Source organism: Rhizobium sophorae (assembly GCF_013087515.1).
In the GTDB taxonomy this organism is placed as follows: Bacteria; Pseudomonadota; Alphaproteobacteria; order Rhizobiales; family Rhizobiaceae; genus Rhizobium; species Rhizobium sophorae.
This window is the reverse complement of record NZ_JABFCN010000028.1, coordinates 172,670-188,011: the sequence shown is the minus strand read 5'-3', so window position 1 is coordinate 188,011 and position 15,342 is coordinate 172,670. Positions and strand designations below refer to the sequence as shown.

The 15,342-nt window shown below is 61.0% G+C and carries 15 protein-coding genes and 1 pseudogene; 7 read left to right on the top strand and 9 right to left on the bottom strand.

From position 1 onward, the window contains the following. Positions 1–30: 30 nt before the first annotated feature. Positions 31–420 carry a VOC family protein gene (locus tag G9X64_RS16640; protein WP_168313875.1) on the bottom strand — a complete coding sequence of 130 codons (390 nt, stop codon included), beginning with the start codon at positions 418–420 and terminating at the stop codon, positions 31–33. A 192-nt stretch (positions 421–612) separates the two neighbouring features. On the opposite strand from G9X64_RS16640, the gene G9X64_RS16635 reads away from it, so the two are divergent. The 3 genes from G9X64_RS16635 to dapB are packed head-to-tail and all read left to right on the top strand — an operon-like array spanning position 613 to position 2,025. Next, positions 613–828 (top strand): hypothetical protein, encoded by a 216-nt coding sequence (locus G9X64_RS16635; RefSeq protein WP_168313302.1) that lies wholly within the window; start codon positions 613–615, stop codon positions 826–828. 59 nt (positions 829–887) lie between these two features. Then, entirely contained in the window at positions 888–1,241 is a 354-nt protein-coding gene (locus tag G9X64_RS16630) for a hypothetical protein (protein ID WP_168313876.1), read from the top strand. A gap of 13 nt (positions 1,242–1,254) precedes the next feature. Then, positions 1,255–2,025 carry a 4-hydroxy-tetrahydrodipicolinate reductase gene (gene dapB, locus G9X64_RS16625; RefSeq protein ID WP_168313877.1) on the top strand — a complete coding sequence of 257 codons (771 nt, stop codon included), beginning with the start codon at positions 1,255–1,257 and terminating at the stop codon, positions 2,023–2,025. Between the two features lie 15 nt (positions 2,026–2,040). Here the strand turns inward: dapB and G9X64_RS16620 are convergent, their stop codons facing one another. The 3 genes and pseudogenes from G9X64_RS16620 to G9X64_RS16610 all read right to left on the bottom strand — a co-directional run bounded on the left by G9X64_RS16620 (position 2,041) and on the right by G9X64_RS16610 (position 4,120). Beyond that, complete coding sequence (locus tag G9X64_RS16620) at positions 2,041–2,961, bottom strand: ornithine cyclodeaminase family protein (protein WP_168313878.1); 921 nt, start codon at positions 2,959–2,961, stop codon at positions 2,041–2,043. Between the two features lie 99 nt (positions 2,962–3,060). Then, positions 3,061–3,568: pseudogene (locus G9X64_RS16615) on the bottom strand (GNAT family N-acetyltransferase). Positions 3,569–3,697: 129 nt separating this feature from the next. Further along, positions 3,698–4,120, bottom strand: coding sequence for a hypothetical protein (locus G9X64_RS16610; protein WP_168314362.1), 423 nt, complete (start codon positions 4,118–4,120; stop codon positions 3,698–3,700). A 313-nt stretch (positions 4,121–4,433) separates the two neighbouring features. On the opposite strand from G9X64_RS16610, the gene G9X64_RS16605 reads away from it, so the two are divergent. Both G9X64_RS16605 and G9X64_RS16600 read left to right on the top strand, forming a co-directional pair. Next, the gene (locus G9X64_RS16605; protein WP_168313880.1) at positions 4,434–5,837 is read left to right on the top strand and encodes a pyridoxal phosphate-dependent decarboxylase family protein; all 1,404 of its coding nucleotides are present in this window, start codon (positions 4,434–4,436) and stop codon (positions 5,835–5,837) included. A gap of 77 nt (positions 5,838–5,914) precedes the next feature. Continuing rightward, positions 5,915–6,235: a low molecular weight protein tyrosine phosphatase family protein gene (locus G9X64_RS16600; RefSeq protein ID WP_171376979.1), complete on the top strand. Its 321-nt coding sequence runs from the start codon at positions 5,915–5,917 to the stop codon at positions 6,233–6,235. On the opposite strand, the gene G9X64_RS16595 is transcribed toward G9X64_RS16600, so the two are convergent. Then, the gene (locus tag G9X64_RS16595; protein ID WP_246270971.1) at positions 6,232–6,636 is read right to left on the bottom strand and encodes a GNAT family N-acetyltransferase; all 405 of its coding nucleotides are present in this window, start codon (positions 6,634–6,636) and stop codon (positions 6,232–6,234) included. The two genes, G9X64_RS16600 and G9X64_RS16595, sit on opposite strands and share 4 nt — an antisense overlap. Before the next feature lie 103 nt (positions 6,637–6,739). On the opposite strand from G9X64_RS16595, the gene G9X64_RS16590 reads away from it, so the two are divergent. Then, positions 6,740–7,525 carry a class I SAM-dependent methyltransferase gene (locus G9X64_RS16590; RefSeq protein WP_171376978.1) on the top strand — a complete coding sequence of 262 codons (786 nt, stop codon included), beginning with the start codon at positions 6,740–6,742 and terminating at the stop codon, positions 7,523–7,525. Between the two features lie 152 nt (positions 7,526–7,677). Here G9X64_RS16590 and G9X64_RS16585 read toward each other — a convergent pair whose 3' ends face one another. The 3 genes from G9X64_RS16585 to tyrS form a co-directional block, all read right to left on the bottom strand. Further along, positions 7,678–8,100, bottom strand: a complete 423-nt coding sequence (locus tag G9X64_RS16585) for a TIGR02594 family protein (RefSeq protein WP_171376977.1) — start codon at positions 8,098–8,100, stop codon at positions 7,678–7,680. A gap of 500 nt (positions 8,101–8,600) precedes the next feature. Then, entirely contained in the window at positions 8,601–9,776 is a 1,176-nt protein-coding gene (locus tag G9X64_RS16580; protein WP_171376976.1) for an MFS transporter, read from the bottom strand. Positions 9,777–9,912: 136 nt separating this feature from the next. After that, positions 9,913–11,193, bottom strand: coding sequence for a tyrosine--tRNA ligase (gene tyrS / locus G9X64_RS16575; RefSeq protein ID WP_171376975.1), 1,281 nt, complete (start codon positions 11,191–11,193; stop codon positions 9,913–9,915). 346 nt (positions 11,194–11,539) lie between these two features. On the opposite strand from tyrS, the gene G9X64_RS16570 reads away from it, so the two are divergent. Then, entirely contained in the window at positions 11,540–13,441 is a 1,902-nt protein-coding gene (locus G9X64_RS16570; RefSeq protein ID WP_171376974.1) for a potassium transporter Kup, read from the top strand. Positions 13,442–13,459: 18 nt separating this feature from the next. On the opposite strand, the gene G9X64_RS16565 is transcribed toward G9X64_RS16570, so the two are convergent. Further along, the gene (locus G9X64_RS16565) at positions 13,460–15,043 is read right to left on the bottom strand and encodes a Na+/H+ antiporter (RefSeq protein WP_171376973.1); all 1,584 of its coding nucleotides are present in this window, start codon (positions 15,041–15,043) and stop codon (positions 13,460–13,462) included. Positions 15,044–15,342: the final 299 nt, after the last annotated feature.

Here is a 15,342-nt window from a genome sequence, read left to right as displayed (position 1 = left end):
GAATGGTCGGGATCGGCCGGCGCCAAGGACCTACTTCGGGCGGTCCACCTTATCCACTCGCCATGGCGGATCGGTGCGGTTCGATCCGGCGAAATAAAGGATGATGCGGTTGCCGCCGGGATCGAACAGCTCGGCTTCACGCCAGAGCCAACTCTTGTCTTCGGGTCCGCTCACGAAATGAAGACCAGCCTCGCTGAGGCTGCCGACCGTCTCGTCCAGGTTCTCGCACTCGAAATACACGGTGGTTCCGCCACCGCCACTTTCGCCCTGATGCAGGGAGAAGGTGCTGTCCCCGTCCGGGCAGACGAAGCGTGCATACCTGGGACGAGCGTCGACGATGGGCCTGAGACCGAGAGCGCAGTAGAAGTTCCAGCCCGCATCGAGGTCAGGCATCGTAACGGTTACCTGGTTCAGGCGCATGATCTACCCCCTCGGCTGAACTCGACCAAATATGCAGCGTTTTGGCACCACGACACTCATAAAAACAAAGAGCTAAAGCCGTCGCATGAATCAAATTCTAAACGATGCGCTTTTTGTGTCCTCGACACAAAACTCGTGTCAGACTGAGCTAGCTGCACATACGCCTGCACGATGATCGAAAGGCCCGAAGCCATGCACAAGTTCACCGTCACCATTACCCGGGAGATCGAGGCCGACACCGCCGAGGAAGCCGCCCTGCTTCTGTATCAGGAACTATCAAGGGGACCGGTCCCTGACCGCTACGCGGTCACCGACGAGACGAAGGCGACCACGGAGGTGAAGCTGGACCGGGAGAAGGCCGATGAATTCGCCAGCATCGACCACACCGCCGACCCTGGCAACTGGTAAGCTTCAGGCCACCCGGTGGAGGAGCACATCCCATCGATAGCCGTCTTTGAGAAAACCTGATGGAATATAATCCGCATTACCCGACAATCTTGCCGGAGTTCATCGCGCTTTCGCTCGTCTTCGTTTTGAACATCCTGATACCTGTTTCAGCTATTTTCGCTGCGCGAAGGCTCAAGCGGCGCAGATGGCTGCCACACACAACGGCATTTCTATGGGTGTTCTTCTCGCCGTTGACGCTCGCCATATTGACGACGCCAACGATGGCGCCAGACGAAGTTGGCGGACCTGGCGATGGCTTCATCGTACTTCCGATCTTGTGGGAAACGCCATTGGTACTCGTTGTTTATGCTATCGTTTTGCTTGGTCTGCATGCAAAACGCCAAAACGTCTCCGCACCACACCTGTCCTCCTGAATTAGGAAAGACCGTGATCTCACCAATCAAAATAGCCGTCGCCGGCGCGAACGGGCGCATGGGTCGCGCCATCCTGCCACTGCTGGCGGCCGATCCGGATCTTGTGCTCGTCGGTGGCATCGGTCGTGACGGCTCCGGGGGCACCGGGCTGATCGACCGTTCGGCCGCGATCGCTGCGGCCGACGTAATCCTGGATTTCACGACGGGACGCGCTGCCGCCGAACTTGCCGGCTTGTGCGCTTCGGCCGGCGGACCGGCCGTGGTGATCGGGGCAACCGGTTTCGAGCCGGATGAACTCGAACGGATCGCAGAGGCCGCCCGCGGGATTCCGATCCTACGCTCCGGCAATTTCTCCATTGGCGTCAACATGCTGGTCGGCCTCGTCGCCCAGGCCGCGCGCACCCTTCCCGCGCATGGCTGGGATATCGAAATCCTCGAAGCCCATCACAACAAAAAGATCGACGCGCCGTCCGGCACGGCGCTGATGCTCGGCGAGGCAGCCGCCGAGGGCCGCGGCGTTTCCCTCGCATCCGTCGAGCGGCGCGGGCGCGACGGCATTACCAGCGAGCGCCCGCCCGGCGAAATCGGGTTTGCCGTGTTGCGGGCCGGCGGGATCGTTGGAGAACACAGCGTCCTGTTTGCCGCCGCCGAGGAAGTCGTGACGCTCTCTCACTCGGCTCTCGACCGCCGCATGTTCGCCCGCGGCGCGCTTGCCGCCGCCCGCTGGATCGCGGGGCGCGCACCCGGCGAATACGCCATGAGAGATGTGCTGGGTCTGCCGTGAGTAAGCGAAACAGACTCACAGCATATCAAGGATTGCCGAGGCGACGACGACCTCGGTTCCAGCCAACCCGACGGAGCAAAACAGCGTCGTATCGCCAGGCGATCCTCTCCCGGCCGCCTTCCCGGCAATGATATCGGCAAGGTCTGCCATGCGATGCTCATTGCCGGAGCCGGCCAGGAAAAACGGCGAAGCATAGGCGCGCGTCTGTTCGGAAGAGTCCGTCGCAATCACGGCTGCGACATTGGCGATATCCAGGCCGAGTTCGTATCCCTCACACGTTTTCGGGCCGACGGTGTTGACGTGCACGCCGGGCTTCAAATCCCTGGCACGAATGACGGGCGTTCGGCTCGTCGTCGCGCAGATGACGATGTCGGCGTCATCGACGGCTTCTGAGGCGCTGCCGGCAGGCTCCACTTCAATACCCAAGGCCTGCTGCATCTCAGCTGCAAAGGCGGCGCGATTTTTCTCGTCGCGGCTATAGACGCGGGCGCGATCCAGATTCCGAACGGCGGCAGCCGCGGCGAGTTGGGTTCGCGCTTGGGCTCCGCTGCCGAGTATCCCCACGGTCCTGGCATCTGGCGCGCTGAGATGGCGGATGGCGAGACCTCCGATCGCACCGGTCCTGAGGTTGCCGAGGCGCTCTCCAAGAACAATGCCCTTGAGCTTGGCGTCATCGTTCGACCATACCGCGACGATCTGCGAATGCTCCGCCCCATCGAATGTTTCATAGACCCGGAAGCCCGCGAGCGGTTTCTCGCCGAGGATGCCGCCGACGGTGAAGACGAGATCGCCGCGATCGGGAAACGAGACATGGTGCCGGGGCGGAGAGATCAGTCGATTGTCGGCTCTCGCGAGAAAAGCGGTCTCGAGAGCATCGATCGCGATCATCATCAGCGCGCTGCCGACCAGATCCTCGTCTTTCAGAATTTTCGTCACCGCCAAACCTCCAGCCCATGCCGGCATGCTGCAACCCCAACCCCGCTTGAGGTCAATAGGTCGCGCAAGCCGATATGCGTTGAGCCATCCGCGTGAGACCTAACCGACCAAACGGCGAGCCATCATGACGTCGTCGATCTCCCTGCCCTCCTCCAGAACCCCGCCGGGAATCCTGCCGATCTCGGAGAAAGCCTTCCCGCTGATAGAAGCGTATTGCCGCCGGGTTCTCCGCGCTGACGAAGAGTTCCAACTGCAGGATGCCGATATCGCGCGCGTGATCGGTCACCGCGCTGAGCAGCTTGCCGGCAAGGCCCGTTCCGCGCATGCTCCTTCTCACGTAAACCATGATGATCGTCGCGCGATGGGCCATCTTGCTCGACCGCTGCCGAACCAGGCCGGTTATGCCAACGGGTTCGTCACCCTGAAAAGCGATGAAAACCGGCTCATTCAGGCGATTGCGCCACTCCTCGAGAGAAAGAGCCTCCCAGTCCTCGTAGCGGCTTGCAAAGAGGGACGGTTCGGTACGAAGCGCTTCCAGACGGATGCGCCGGAAAGCCTCCACTTCGTCTGCCTGGATATGCCTGATCGTCGTGCCGCTTCCATCCATCGGGACCTCCTGCAAGATGAGAAGTACTCTCAATACAGATGGTCCCAGCCGTCAACCAGGGAAGCTTCATAGTTCAGCATATGCTCGAAGTTACGAAATCGAACGGAAATCCGTCATCTCAGGCGCCGGTCACTGCGCCGGACTCCCCAGACGGCCACCCTTCCGGACGACCGGTTCGCCGGTCGGACTAACCACCGATTGATCGGGCGGCCCCGTAGCCGGTTCGCCGGTTGGCCCGACCACCGGTTCACGGGCTGGCCCGTCGACCGGCTGGCCGGTGGATCGGACAACCAAGGGATCGGCTGGCTGGACGGCGGATTGATCTGTTGTTCGCCTGGGCACCGGCTCGCCGGTTGGTCGGACCGACTGCTCGGTTGGCCCGCCAGCTGGCTCATCAGTTGAGCCGACCACCGATTGATCGGTTGGCTTGTCGATCGTGAACGGTACAACTTCATGGATAATGAAGAGAAGAACTATCCCGACCAACGTGCATGTCAGCGCGTAGAGAAGGAAATATTTCAGTGCATATCCCTCGCTGATTGGCAGCACCAACTTGACAATGGCGCAAATGATATTTCCGCAACATTGAACGATACTTGCAGCGAAGGCAATCATTTTCAACAAGAGCCACGAAATTTCAAAAATGCACAGAAGGGGATAAGGTAGTTATTGTAGATATTTAGGAAGCGCCTCCCCGAGGCTCAATTTATCTTGAGGTCTCGGCAAGCCCAAGGAAGGCCCTGGAACCCAGATCCGAGATCTGCCAAGCGAAGACAGCCTCGGCGATATGGGCTAGATTGTGGGTGCCGGCAGCCTGCTTTCGAGGGTGTGCCCCTCGAGGATCGGTGGCGGCAGGGGGATCCGCATGACGGCAATCGCATCTCTGTTTCAGGAAGCCGCCCGGCTTGCGGCCGAGTTCCGGCAGGCAGCGCCCGCCCGCCATGTGCCCACCCACGACTATGCAGCCTCGCTTGCCTGTTTCGAAGAGCCGCTGCCGGCGGCCGGTTCCGATATGCTTGATGTCATCAGGCGTCTCTCGCACGGCGCCGAACCCGGGCTGCATGCAACCACCGGACCGCGCTTCTTCGGCTGGGTCATCGGCGGCTCCCATCCGGTCGGCGTCGCGGCCGATTTCCTCACCAGCGCCTGGGGCCAGAATGCCGGAAACCATGCCGCCGCCCCGGCCGCGGCCGCAGTCGAGACCGTCGCGGCGAGATGGCTTCTCGATCTTCTAAAGCTGCCGGCCGAAAGCTCGGTCGGCTTCGTCACCGGCGCGACGGTGGCGAACTTCACCTGCCTTGCCGCCGCCCGCGGCGAGGTGCTGCGCCAGGTGGGCTGGGATGCCGATGCAAAGGGCCTGTTCGGGGCGCCTGAGATTACCGTTCTGATCGGCGACGATGCCCACACGACGGTCTTCTCCGCGCTGCAATTCCTCGGTCTCGGCCATGATCGCGTGTTGCGCGTGCGCACCGATCCGGTAGGCCGGATAGACCGCGCCGCGCTGGCGGGCACGCTCGATGCGGTCTCTGGACCGGTCATCGCCATTCTCCAGGCGGGGCAGATCAATACTGGCGCCTTCGACGATTTCGCCGCCATCATCCCGCTGTTGAAGGCGAAGCGCGCCTGGGTGCATGTCGACGGAGCCTTTGGTCTCTGGGCGCAGGCTTCAGCGAAGATCAGCAACCTCAGCCGCGGCATCGAAGCGGCCGACAGCTGGGCGACAGACGGCCACAAGTGGCTGCAGACGCCCTATGATTGCGGCTATGCGATCGTCCGCAACGAGCTCGCCCATCGCCGCGCCATGACGATCGCCGCGAGTTACCTGCCGCTCGCCGGCAAAGGCGAACGCGATCCTTCCCACTACGTGCCCGAGCTTTCGAGAAGGGCGCGGGGCTTTGCGACCTGGGCGATGCTGAAACATCTCGGCCGCGACGGCATCGCCGCCTTGATCGACCAGTGCTGCGCCTCAGCGCGGCTGGTGGCCGATCTTCTGTCGCAACAACCGGGCATCGCCATTCTGAACGAGGTGACGCTGAACCAGCTTATCATCCGCTTCGGAGCGGACCTGCCCTCCGAAGAAGGCGACGCGCTGACCCGAAAGACGATCGCAAAGATTCAGGCGGACGGCCTGATCTTCGCCGGCGGCGCCAAATGGCGCGGCTGCGACGTCCTGCGCCTCTCCGTCACCAATTTCCAGACGACATCGGATGAGGCCCAGCTCGCCGCCCAAAGCATCATCGCCGCGTTCAAGAATGTGAGCGGCGGCTGACGCAACAACTCCTTTGGTTCGCTGGGACACGGAATTGTGCTATCGCCGGCCCGGTTCACTTGACGAGAGATCGAAACGTGAAAAACGTCCTGTTCGTCTGCAGTCAGAATAAGCTTCGCAGCCCGACGGCCGAACAGGTCTTCGCAAACTGGCCGGAGATCGAGGTCTCCTCGGCCGGCACCAACAACGATGCCGAAAATCCAGTATCGAACGAACTGATCGAATGGGCCGATATCGTCTTCGTCATGGAGAAGGCTCACCGTGCGAAAGTCCAGGGCAAATACCGGTCAGCTCTCAAAGGCAAGCGGCTGATATGCCTGGATATTCCTGACGAGTACGAATTCATGGACCCCGTCCTCGTGCAACTACTGAAGGGAAAGGTCCCCCGGCATCTCTAAGCCCGGTCATGCGACCGCAAAATCGCTGCCGCGCGAGGCGGGTCCGCCTCCGCCTCGATCCACGCCATCATCTTGCCGCCGATGCCTTGACCGCGGAGAGCGCTGTCTACCACGACGTTGCCCGCCTCGACATACTTGCCGCACCACAACTGAGTGCCGGTCCAGAAACCCGACGCACCCACCATCCGTTCGTCGATATATGCTGCTATGCAGCGGTGGTTGCTCTGTGCAAACATGGCTGAAAGTCTTTGGCAAACCACGGCCTCACTCAGGCGACTAACCTGGCTGTACAGCGGGAAAATTGTCATCATCTGATCGAGGCCGACCAGTTCGCGGATGATCACTTCGTCGGACAAAGCAGCCCCTATCCTCTCGATCGCATGATAGTGCACGCTGGTCATGATCCATAGGCGTGAAGCGCTTACAGTGGACTGCCTGTCTTCCCATTGTCACCCGCACCGCCTATAGCTCCCCGCCCATCCCGATCGAGCAAGGAGCAGAGCCATGAACGCCAATGATGTCGCCGCCCATTGGGAGAGCAATGCCGAGACCTGGACGATCTATAGCCGCGCGGGTTACGACAAGTATCGCGACGCGCTGAACACGCCGGCCTTTCTGAAGATGCTGCCGCCGGTCGCGGGCCTTGCCGGGCTTGATCTCGGCTGCGGGGAAGGTTCCAACACCCGCGCCGTCGCCCGCCTCGGCGCCCGCATGATCGGCCTCGACATCGCCCCGACCTTCATTCGTTATGCCCGCGAGACCGAGACGCAAGCGCCACTCGGCATCGATTACGTGCTCGGCGACGGCCAGAGCATCGATTTCCCGGAGGCGAGCTTCGATTTCGTCACCGCCTTCATGTCGATGATGGACATGGCCGACCAGCGCGAGGTGCTGAAGGGCATCCACCGGGTCCTGAAGCCGGGCGGCTTCCTGCAGTTTTCGATCCTGCACCCCTGTTTTGTGCCGCCGACGCGCCGCAATATCCGCAATCAGGCCGGCGAGCCTGTCGCGGTTGAGATCGCAGATTACTTCGACGAAAGCGACGGCCGGATCGATCGCTGGATCTTCTCCTCCATCCCCGAGGCCGAACGGGCGACGCTGACGCCGTTTGCCGTCCCGCGCTTTCACCGGACGCTGGCGACCTGGGTGTCGATGATCGTCGAAGCGGGGCTGACGATCGAAGCTTTCGGCGAGCCCATGGCGTCAATCGAGGTGGCGCTTGCCGAGCCAATAGTCGCCGATACCCGCATCGCGCCGATCTTCCTCCACATCAGGGCGCGCAAGGCGTAAGGCCTGTTTCCCGCCAAGCCTCGCTCTCCATTCGGCGTCATCCTCGGCCTTGTGCCGAGGATCTGCTGCACCGGTTGCAGATGCTCGGGACAAGCCCGAGCATGACGACAGAGGTGTTGGCCGACTTTGTCAGGAGAGGTTCTCACCCGACATCATCGTCGCACCGCGACGACCGAACTGGCGCGATATCTGGACAGTTGGACCCGGTTGGATTGGTTGCCGCCGAACAGGTAGACGTACTGCCGGCGCTGGTCGATGTGATCGAACAGACTGACATGAAAGCGCCGGCCGGTGCGGATCACCACGACATCCCCTCGCCTGGCGGAGCGGACGCCGACCGGCTTGCCGAACTTCCTCCAGGACGCCGCCATGTTGGGGTTGGGCGGCGGTTGCCGCGAAGATCGCTTGGCGACAAAGGCCAGAAACGCCCCGCACCAGGATACCCTGCGCGGATTGATGCTGAGGAAGGAGATGGAGCGTTCGTGCATGCTTTTGTATCGGGACGCCGTCGCGAGCATGTCTGCCTCACAGGGCACGGCAAGCGCCGTGAGGACGATGACGAGAATAACCTTCATAGTTACCCACCATTGTTTGTATAATGTTGAAATTCCGAAATGTGGCGAAGAATAAAACAGGCGCGGCAACGTAGATGCGAATTATGGCGTGATTTAGAAACAACTAATACTGGCATTTTGGCGGCAGAAATTTGTCCGAAGCGAGGCGCGGGAGCTCCGTAGGCGAGCCTGCCTTTTGGCCGGACACGACCATCGCAAACCCCGCAAAACATATGTTTTGTTGGGCCGAAGGCTGGAAGTTTCGCCATCCAACCAGGTCTATTCAGACGAGATGGACTGCGTCCGCAATGCTTGAGCAGCAAAACCATTCGCCAAGAGTTGACGATAGTGCGCGGAATTAGCTCCTCACCTATACGAGCTATATTTCCGATGGTCGTTAATAATACTTAAACGCGATGGGAAATACATCGCTCTCGCCCAATTCACCAGCGAAAGCCGGAGGTTGCCCCTCCGGTTGAGGACGTGAAAGAGCTTACGACAAAGGTGGCCGGCGTGGCGTGTCAACCGTGTGGTTGCGCCGGTTCGGGTTGGCCTGTGACCGGGGCAGGGTCAGCGGCAAGTGCCCTGGTGACCAGCAGTGCTGCGGCGAGAACAGGCATGACCGCCCAGTACGAAAAGCGGATGCCGAAGTGTTCGGCAACGAAACCGAGCAGTGGCGGCCCGGCGAAAAACACAAGGAACGTCGTCTGCCCGAGCGCTGCAACGTTGACGGGTGCGGGTCGATCTGTGCGTCGGGCCGCAGCCGAGATGGCAAGCGGATAGACCGAAGAACAGCCGATACCCGTCAGGCCAAAGCCTGCGAGCGCGACAACAGGATGTGTCGCGGTCGCAACCAAGACAAGACCGACGGCCGCGATCCCGAGGAGGGTTATTGCGACGGGGCGTGGATTGAAGCGGTCGATCACAGAGTCCATGCCGAGCCGTCCGATGGCGATGAACGAGGAGAAAATGGCCACGCTGAGCCCGCCGACAAATGGTTCGACCGCGAACACGTCGCGCATATAGATCGCCGACCAATCGACGCTCGCGCCTTCGGCGAGAAGCGGAGCTGCGCCGATGAGGCAAAGGGGAAGCAGCCCGATCGTGGGAAAAGCGACGAGCGGAGCATCGCCGGGGTGAGCGTCATGCCGCCGGGGCGCATTCTCGATCCCGGAGAAAACGATCGATCCGGCAATCAAGACCGTCACGAGGACGATGAAAGTATGCAGTTCGATGGAGACGGCGGCCTGCCGCATGGCGGCGGCAACAAGGGCGGTGATGCAGAAGCCGAGGCTCCACATGCCGTGAGCCCGGCTCATGATGCGATAGCCGAGTAGCGCCTCATGGCGATCGGTTTCGATATTGGCGTTGATCTCGAATGCGCCGGCGAAAATCCCGGCAATAAAGAACAATGGCATCGCCAGGGGAACTGAAGGCATCCAGGGGATCAGTGCGTAAAACAACGCCGCACCGAAGACGGTGATGAAGGCCGTTGTGCGCGCACCAAGCCTCTCGATGAACCTCGCCGAGAACGTCAACCCGCAGAGAACCCCGAGCGACATGATAGCGAGCAAAAGTCCCAGCTCTCCTTCGGTCAGGCCATATTTGATCTGAATGTCAGGCAGCCGCGAAAGAAACGCACCCACGGAAAGGGCCACAGCAAACTGAATGAAGAAAATGCGATGGTGCGGCTTCATCTCGGGGACTCTGCTCCGATTGGCGGGATTGAAGTCCAACTATCCCCAGTGGGATAGCTGGACATTCCGACGAAATGGCGACTGGCTTGGAAACCCACGGTTCCCGCATTGTCGACCACCATGCTGACAGCCCCTGTCAGCATGGTGGCGCCACTGCCGATTGAAGGAGGACGTGTCGCTTCTTGCCGACGGTCAGCCGGATGACACCATCCTGAACGTCGGAGTGACCAAGCTGCGTTGCTTCGTTATTTACACTGTCGCCGTTCACCCGCACACCGCCGCCGACGATCAATCGACGTGCTTCGCTTTTCGACTTGGCAAGCCCGGCAACGACCATGGCGTCAACGAGCGGAAAGGCACCGCGAAGGATATCCGGGAGCCTGATCGTCGGGAGACCGGCCGACACCTCGCCTTCTTCGAAGGTGCGCCGGGCGGTTTCGGAGGCTTGCGCTGCCGCATCTGTTCCGTGGCACAGGCTGGTGATCTGGTCGGCAAGTATCTTTTTTGCTTCGTTGATCTCGGAATCCCGAAGCACCTCAAGGCGGGCAATTTCACTTAAGGGCAACTCGGTGAACAGCCTGAGAAAACGCCCCACATCGGCATCCCCGGTATTTCTCCAGAATTGCCAGAACTCATACGGCGACAACCGGTCGGCGTTCAGCCAAACCGCCCCCGAAACGCTCTTGCCCATCTTCGCGCCCGACGATGTCGTCAGCAGCGGAGCAGTCAATCCAAGCAGAGCGCGTCCACCGATCCGGCGCCCAAATTCAACGCCACTGACGATGTTGCCCCATTGGTCTGCCCCACCAAGCTGAAGCAGGCAGCCGCGGTTTTCTGCGAGCATATGAAAGTCGTAGGCTTGCATGACCATGTAGTTGAATTCCAGCAATGACAGCGATTGCTCTCGTGCCAACCGGTGGCGCACACTCTCCGATGTGAGCATCCGGTTGACTGAAAAATGCGGTCCGACATCGCGCAGGAAGTCGAGGTAGTTGAGCCCACCCAACCAATCGGCATTGTTGACGATCACCGCATCGGCCGGGCCATCCCCGAAAGCGAGGAACCGCTCGAAGACGCGCCGGATGCTGATCAGGTTTTTCATGATCTGCTCTTGGCTGAGAAAAGGGCGTGACGTGTCGCGCAAGCTCGGATCGCCCAGGCGGCTTGTCGCACCGCCCAGTAAGGCGATGGGTTTGTTACCGGTCTTCTGGAACCACCGCAGCATCATGATCGGAATAAGGTGCCCGACATGCAGGCTGTCGGCGGTGAGATCGAACCCGTTATAGGCTGTGGCGGCTCCCGAACAAAGCCAGCTGTCGAGTGCTCCCAAGTCGGTGCATTGGTGCAGGAATCCGCGCTCGGTCAGAGTGCGGAGAAAGTCGGACCTGGGTCCGGTGGGCTGAGAGGATCGTGTCACGAGGGTCTCCATTGGGGCCGATGAGGCCGGAGACCTTCTGTTGACACACGTGCCGCCGACCATGCGGCGTCTCGAGTGTCAGGAATATGACCTTGCGCCGCTCTCTATGGGAGCAGCGTATAGTAGAAGCTCGAAAGGTTCATGGCGCAGGTCATGGATCCTTATTACCATGCGACAGCGCGATCGCAAGTGGATGCGAACGAGGTTTGAACGGATCGCAACGCCACCCTTCCCGCGCCCGCCGCCTCCACCCCTCACAAAAAATTAGCACCCGCATCAATTTGCTTGCCGTTCTGCAATGCGGCATATCTTTGTGCTCATAGGCAAATGGCATGAGCGGGGAACCATGACGTCGACGCATATGGATAAGACGGGGGATGGCGCCGGCCGGAAGGGTTTTGTCGGATTGGTCATCGGCGCGGTCGGCGTCGTCTATGGCGATATCGGCACCAGCCCGCTCTATGCCCTTCGCGAGGCGCTGAGGCCCTTTGCCGCCGATGGCGTACACGAAGCCGAGGTCATCGGCCTGATTTCGCTGATGGTCTGGACGCTGACGATCATCGTGACCTTCAAATATGTGCTCTTCCTTCTCAGGGCGGACAATGACGGCGAAGGCGGCACGCTTTCGCTTCTCGCCCTCCTGATGAAGAAGATGGGACGAAACGTGCCGGTGCTCTTCTTCGCCGGTCTGATCGGCGCCGCCCTCTTCATCGGCGATGCGATGATCACGCCGGCCCTGTCCGTCATGTCGGCGCTCGAAGGCCTGAAGCTGGTCACGCCGGCCTTTGCCGATTACGTCCCGTTGGCGTCAGCTGCGCTCATGATCGTTCTCTTTGCCGTCCAGTCCAAGGGAACCGCCGCCGTCTCGATCTTTTTCGGGCCGATAACGGTGTTGTGGTTTCTGGCCATGGCCGCGGGCGGGCTGATCCATATCGGCGACGACTGGAGGATTCTGGAGGCGCTCAATCCGATCAATGCATTCCTGTTCCTCACCCATGCCGGCAGCGTCGGCCTCATCGTGCTCGGCGCCGTCTTTCTGACGGTCACGGGCGCCGAGGCGCTCTATGCCGATCTCGGGCATTTCGGGCGCCGGCCGATCCAGATGGCATGGTTCGTGCTCGTTTTTCCCGCACTGCTCCTGAACTATCTCGGCCAAGGCGCGCTCGTTCTCGCCCATCCGGAAGCCGCCACCAATCCGTTCTTTCTGATGTATCCCGACTGGGCCTTGCTGCCGGTGGTTATTCTGGCGACGATGGCAACGATCATCGCTAGCCAGGCGGTGATCACAGGCGCATTTTCGCTGGCCCGCTCGGCGGTTCACCTTGGCTTCCTGCCGAGGCTCAGGATCAAGTTCACGTCGGAAACCAACACCGGCCAGATCTACGTGCCGAGCGTCAACCTTCTCCTGCTGGTCGGCGTCTTGATGCTGATCTTTTCCTTCGGCGACTCCGAGTCTCTGGCGACGGCCTATGGCATCTCGGTGACCGGAACCATGGTCATCTCGACCCTGCTGGTCTTCCAGTTTCTTCGAGCCGTCTGGGGCTACTCCCTCGTGCTCGCCGCCGTCCTGCTGCTGCCGCTCTTCTTCATCGAAGTCCTGTTCCTGGCGGCGAACCTCTTGAAGATCCACGATGGCGGCTGGGTTCCGGTCGCCCTTGCGCTGGCGATCATGATCCTGATGTGGACATGGACGCGAGGACAGGCCTATCTGAAGAGACTGCGCGCCAACAACGAGATCCCGCTCGATTCCTTCATCAGATCGATCGAGCGAAAGTCGGAGCATTCGCCGGTCACTGTTCCGGGAACGGCAGTCTTCCTGACCAGCGTCCCGGATCGCACGCCGAATGTTCTGCTCCACAATCTCAAGCACAACCACGTGCTCCACGAACAGAACGTCATCCTGACCGTCTGGACCGAGGACGAACCTTATGTTCCCGACAGCCGCCGCATCAAGATCAGCCAGCTCTCGCCGCGTTTCGTGCGCCTCGACATCACCTTCGGATTCATGGACGACCCCGATGTCACCCGGGCGCTGGCTCTCTGCCGGGAGGGCGGCTTCAAGTTCGAGATCATGAGGACCTCCTTCTATCTCGGCCGCCGAAACCTCGTCAGGACGCCGAACACCGGGCTGCCCGCCTGGCAGGAGCGCATATTCATGGCGCTGGAAGGCTTGGCCATCGATCCCTCCGATTACTTCAACCTGCCGTCCAACCGCGTCGTCGAACTCGGCGAGCAGATTGCCATTTAGAACATGATGACGCAGCCCTCACGCCTTGGCCGAGATCGCGCTTAGCTCCTCGAGATCGAGATCCCGTTCCAACTCGTCCAACGTTTCGTCGTCGATGTCGCCGGCGCGATGGAGGCGAATGAGTTCCCGGCGTCCCGTTGCAACCGCTTCGAGAATGACGTCGAAATGGGCATGCAGCACCGGTATGTAGTGCTCGGTTCTCTCGGCATAGTCGACGATCACTGTCGCCCGGCGCTGGTAGCGCTCCAGCAATTGCGGATGGATGAGTTTCCCCTCCGCGTCATATGCCAGGCTCTGAACGGTCCCGAACTGCGCCTGTGCCATGGCGGCTTCGGCCTGGCTCATCGTCAGGCGCGCTCTTTCCGTCTCCGTCTCCACCAGCCGCGCCCAGGCAATCATCCGCCCCAATGTCGTGCCCTGCACGAGCACGGTTCCGAGAATGACGGCGAAGGATGTGGCGAGGATGAAATCACGGCCCGGGAACCCCTCCGGCAGGCTGAGCGCCAGGGCGAGCGTGATCACCCCGCGTACGCCTGCCCAACTGAGAACCGTCGCGCCGCCGACGCCGAGCGGCTGAGCTCGCGTCACCCCCAGGGCTGCACAGAACCTGATGACGAGATCGGAGGCGAAAACCCATGCAAAGCGCGCGACCACGAGTGTGACGAGGATCGCCAGCATCGGCAGTCCCATCGTCGCGATCACGGTGGTCAAGCCGCCGCCGCGTTCGACGACATCCCGCAGCGAGAGGCCGATCAAGGTGAAAACCGAAGCTTCCATCAGGAAGATCATCACGGTCCAGAACGACGTGCCGCGCATGCGCGTTGCTGCCGAAAATACGGTGTGCTGGTGCCAGGACGCGATCAGGCCGGTGGTGACGGTGGCGATGACGCCGGAAACATGCAGCAGCTCTCCGAGCAGATAGGAAATCCAGCCGAGCAGCACCGTGGCTGCGATGATCAGATATTCGTCACCGAGACGCCGAACGAGCTTGACCCATGCCGTTCCCACAACGACGCCGACGACGGCGCCGCCGAGCGCCAGCACGAGGAAGCTGCCGATCGCCTCCCCCGCGCTGAAGGCTCCTGTTGCGGCGGCGGCAACGGCAAAACGGAAAAGAACCAGGCCGCTCGCATCGTTAAGCAGGCTCTCGCCTTCCAAGAGGATCTGCAGCCGCCGCGGCAGCCTGACTCGCTCGAGCACGGCGCGCGCCGAGACCGCGTCCGGGGGTGCAACGATCGCGCCAAGGGCCGCGCAGGCTGCCCAGGGAAGCGATGGAAAGATAAGATGGGCCACGACGGCCACCACGGCGCAGGTGAACAACACAGCGCCGACGGCCAGCGAGGCGATACCGATCATATGGCGCCGCAACCGCGCCAGCGCGATGGCCCAGGCGCCGTCCATCAGGAGCGGCGGCAGGAAGATGACGAGCACCAGCTCCGGATCGACTGATATCGCCGGCAACCCCGGCACAAACGCCAGCAAGGCGCCACCCGTCAGCAGCGCGACGGACGGCGGCAGTCCGAGCCCGTGGGCGGCATAGTGCAGCGCGATGATCGCAAGAAACATTGCGATGACGAGCTCGAATAAGTGGGTTGGTTCCATATGACTCTGCCCTGGCTCGGAAATGAATCTTGATGCCTACTGCATAGCTAAAAGCGGAATCGATGCAAGATAGAACTATCAGGCAATTCAATGCTTTACAGCATCTTTTACACGACAGGAACCCAATGGGCGCCTCGGAGCAACCGTCCATTTGCAAACATCGGCAGAATACGCTTTCCCGTCAATCCGGCTGCAAACAGGAGTGGCCGTTCGGGACCCACCTGCCGTCTCTACGGCATTAGATGCAGATGATCTCGTTGCCGTCGATCATTGCGTGGATTTAATTGGAATTTTCTGCG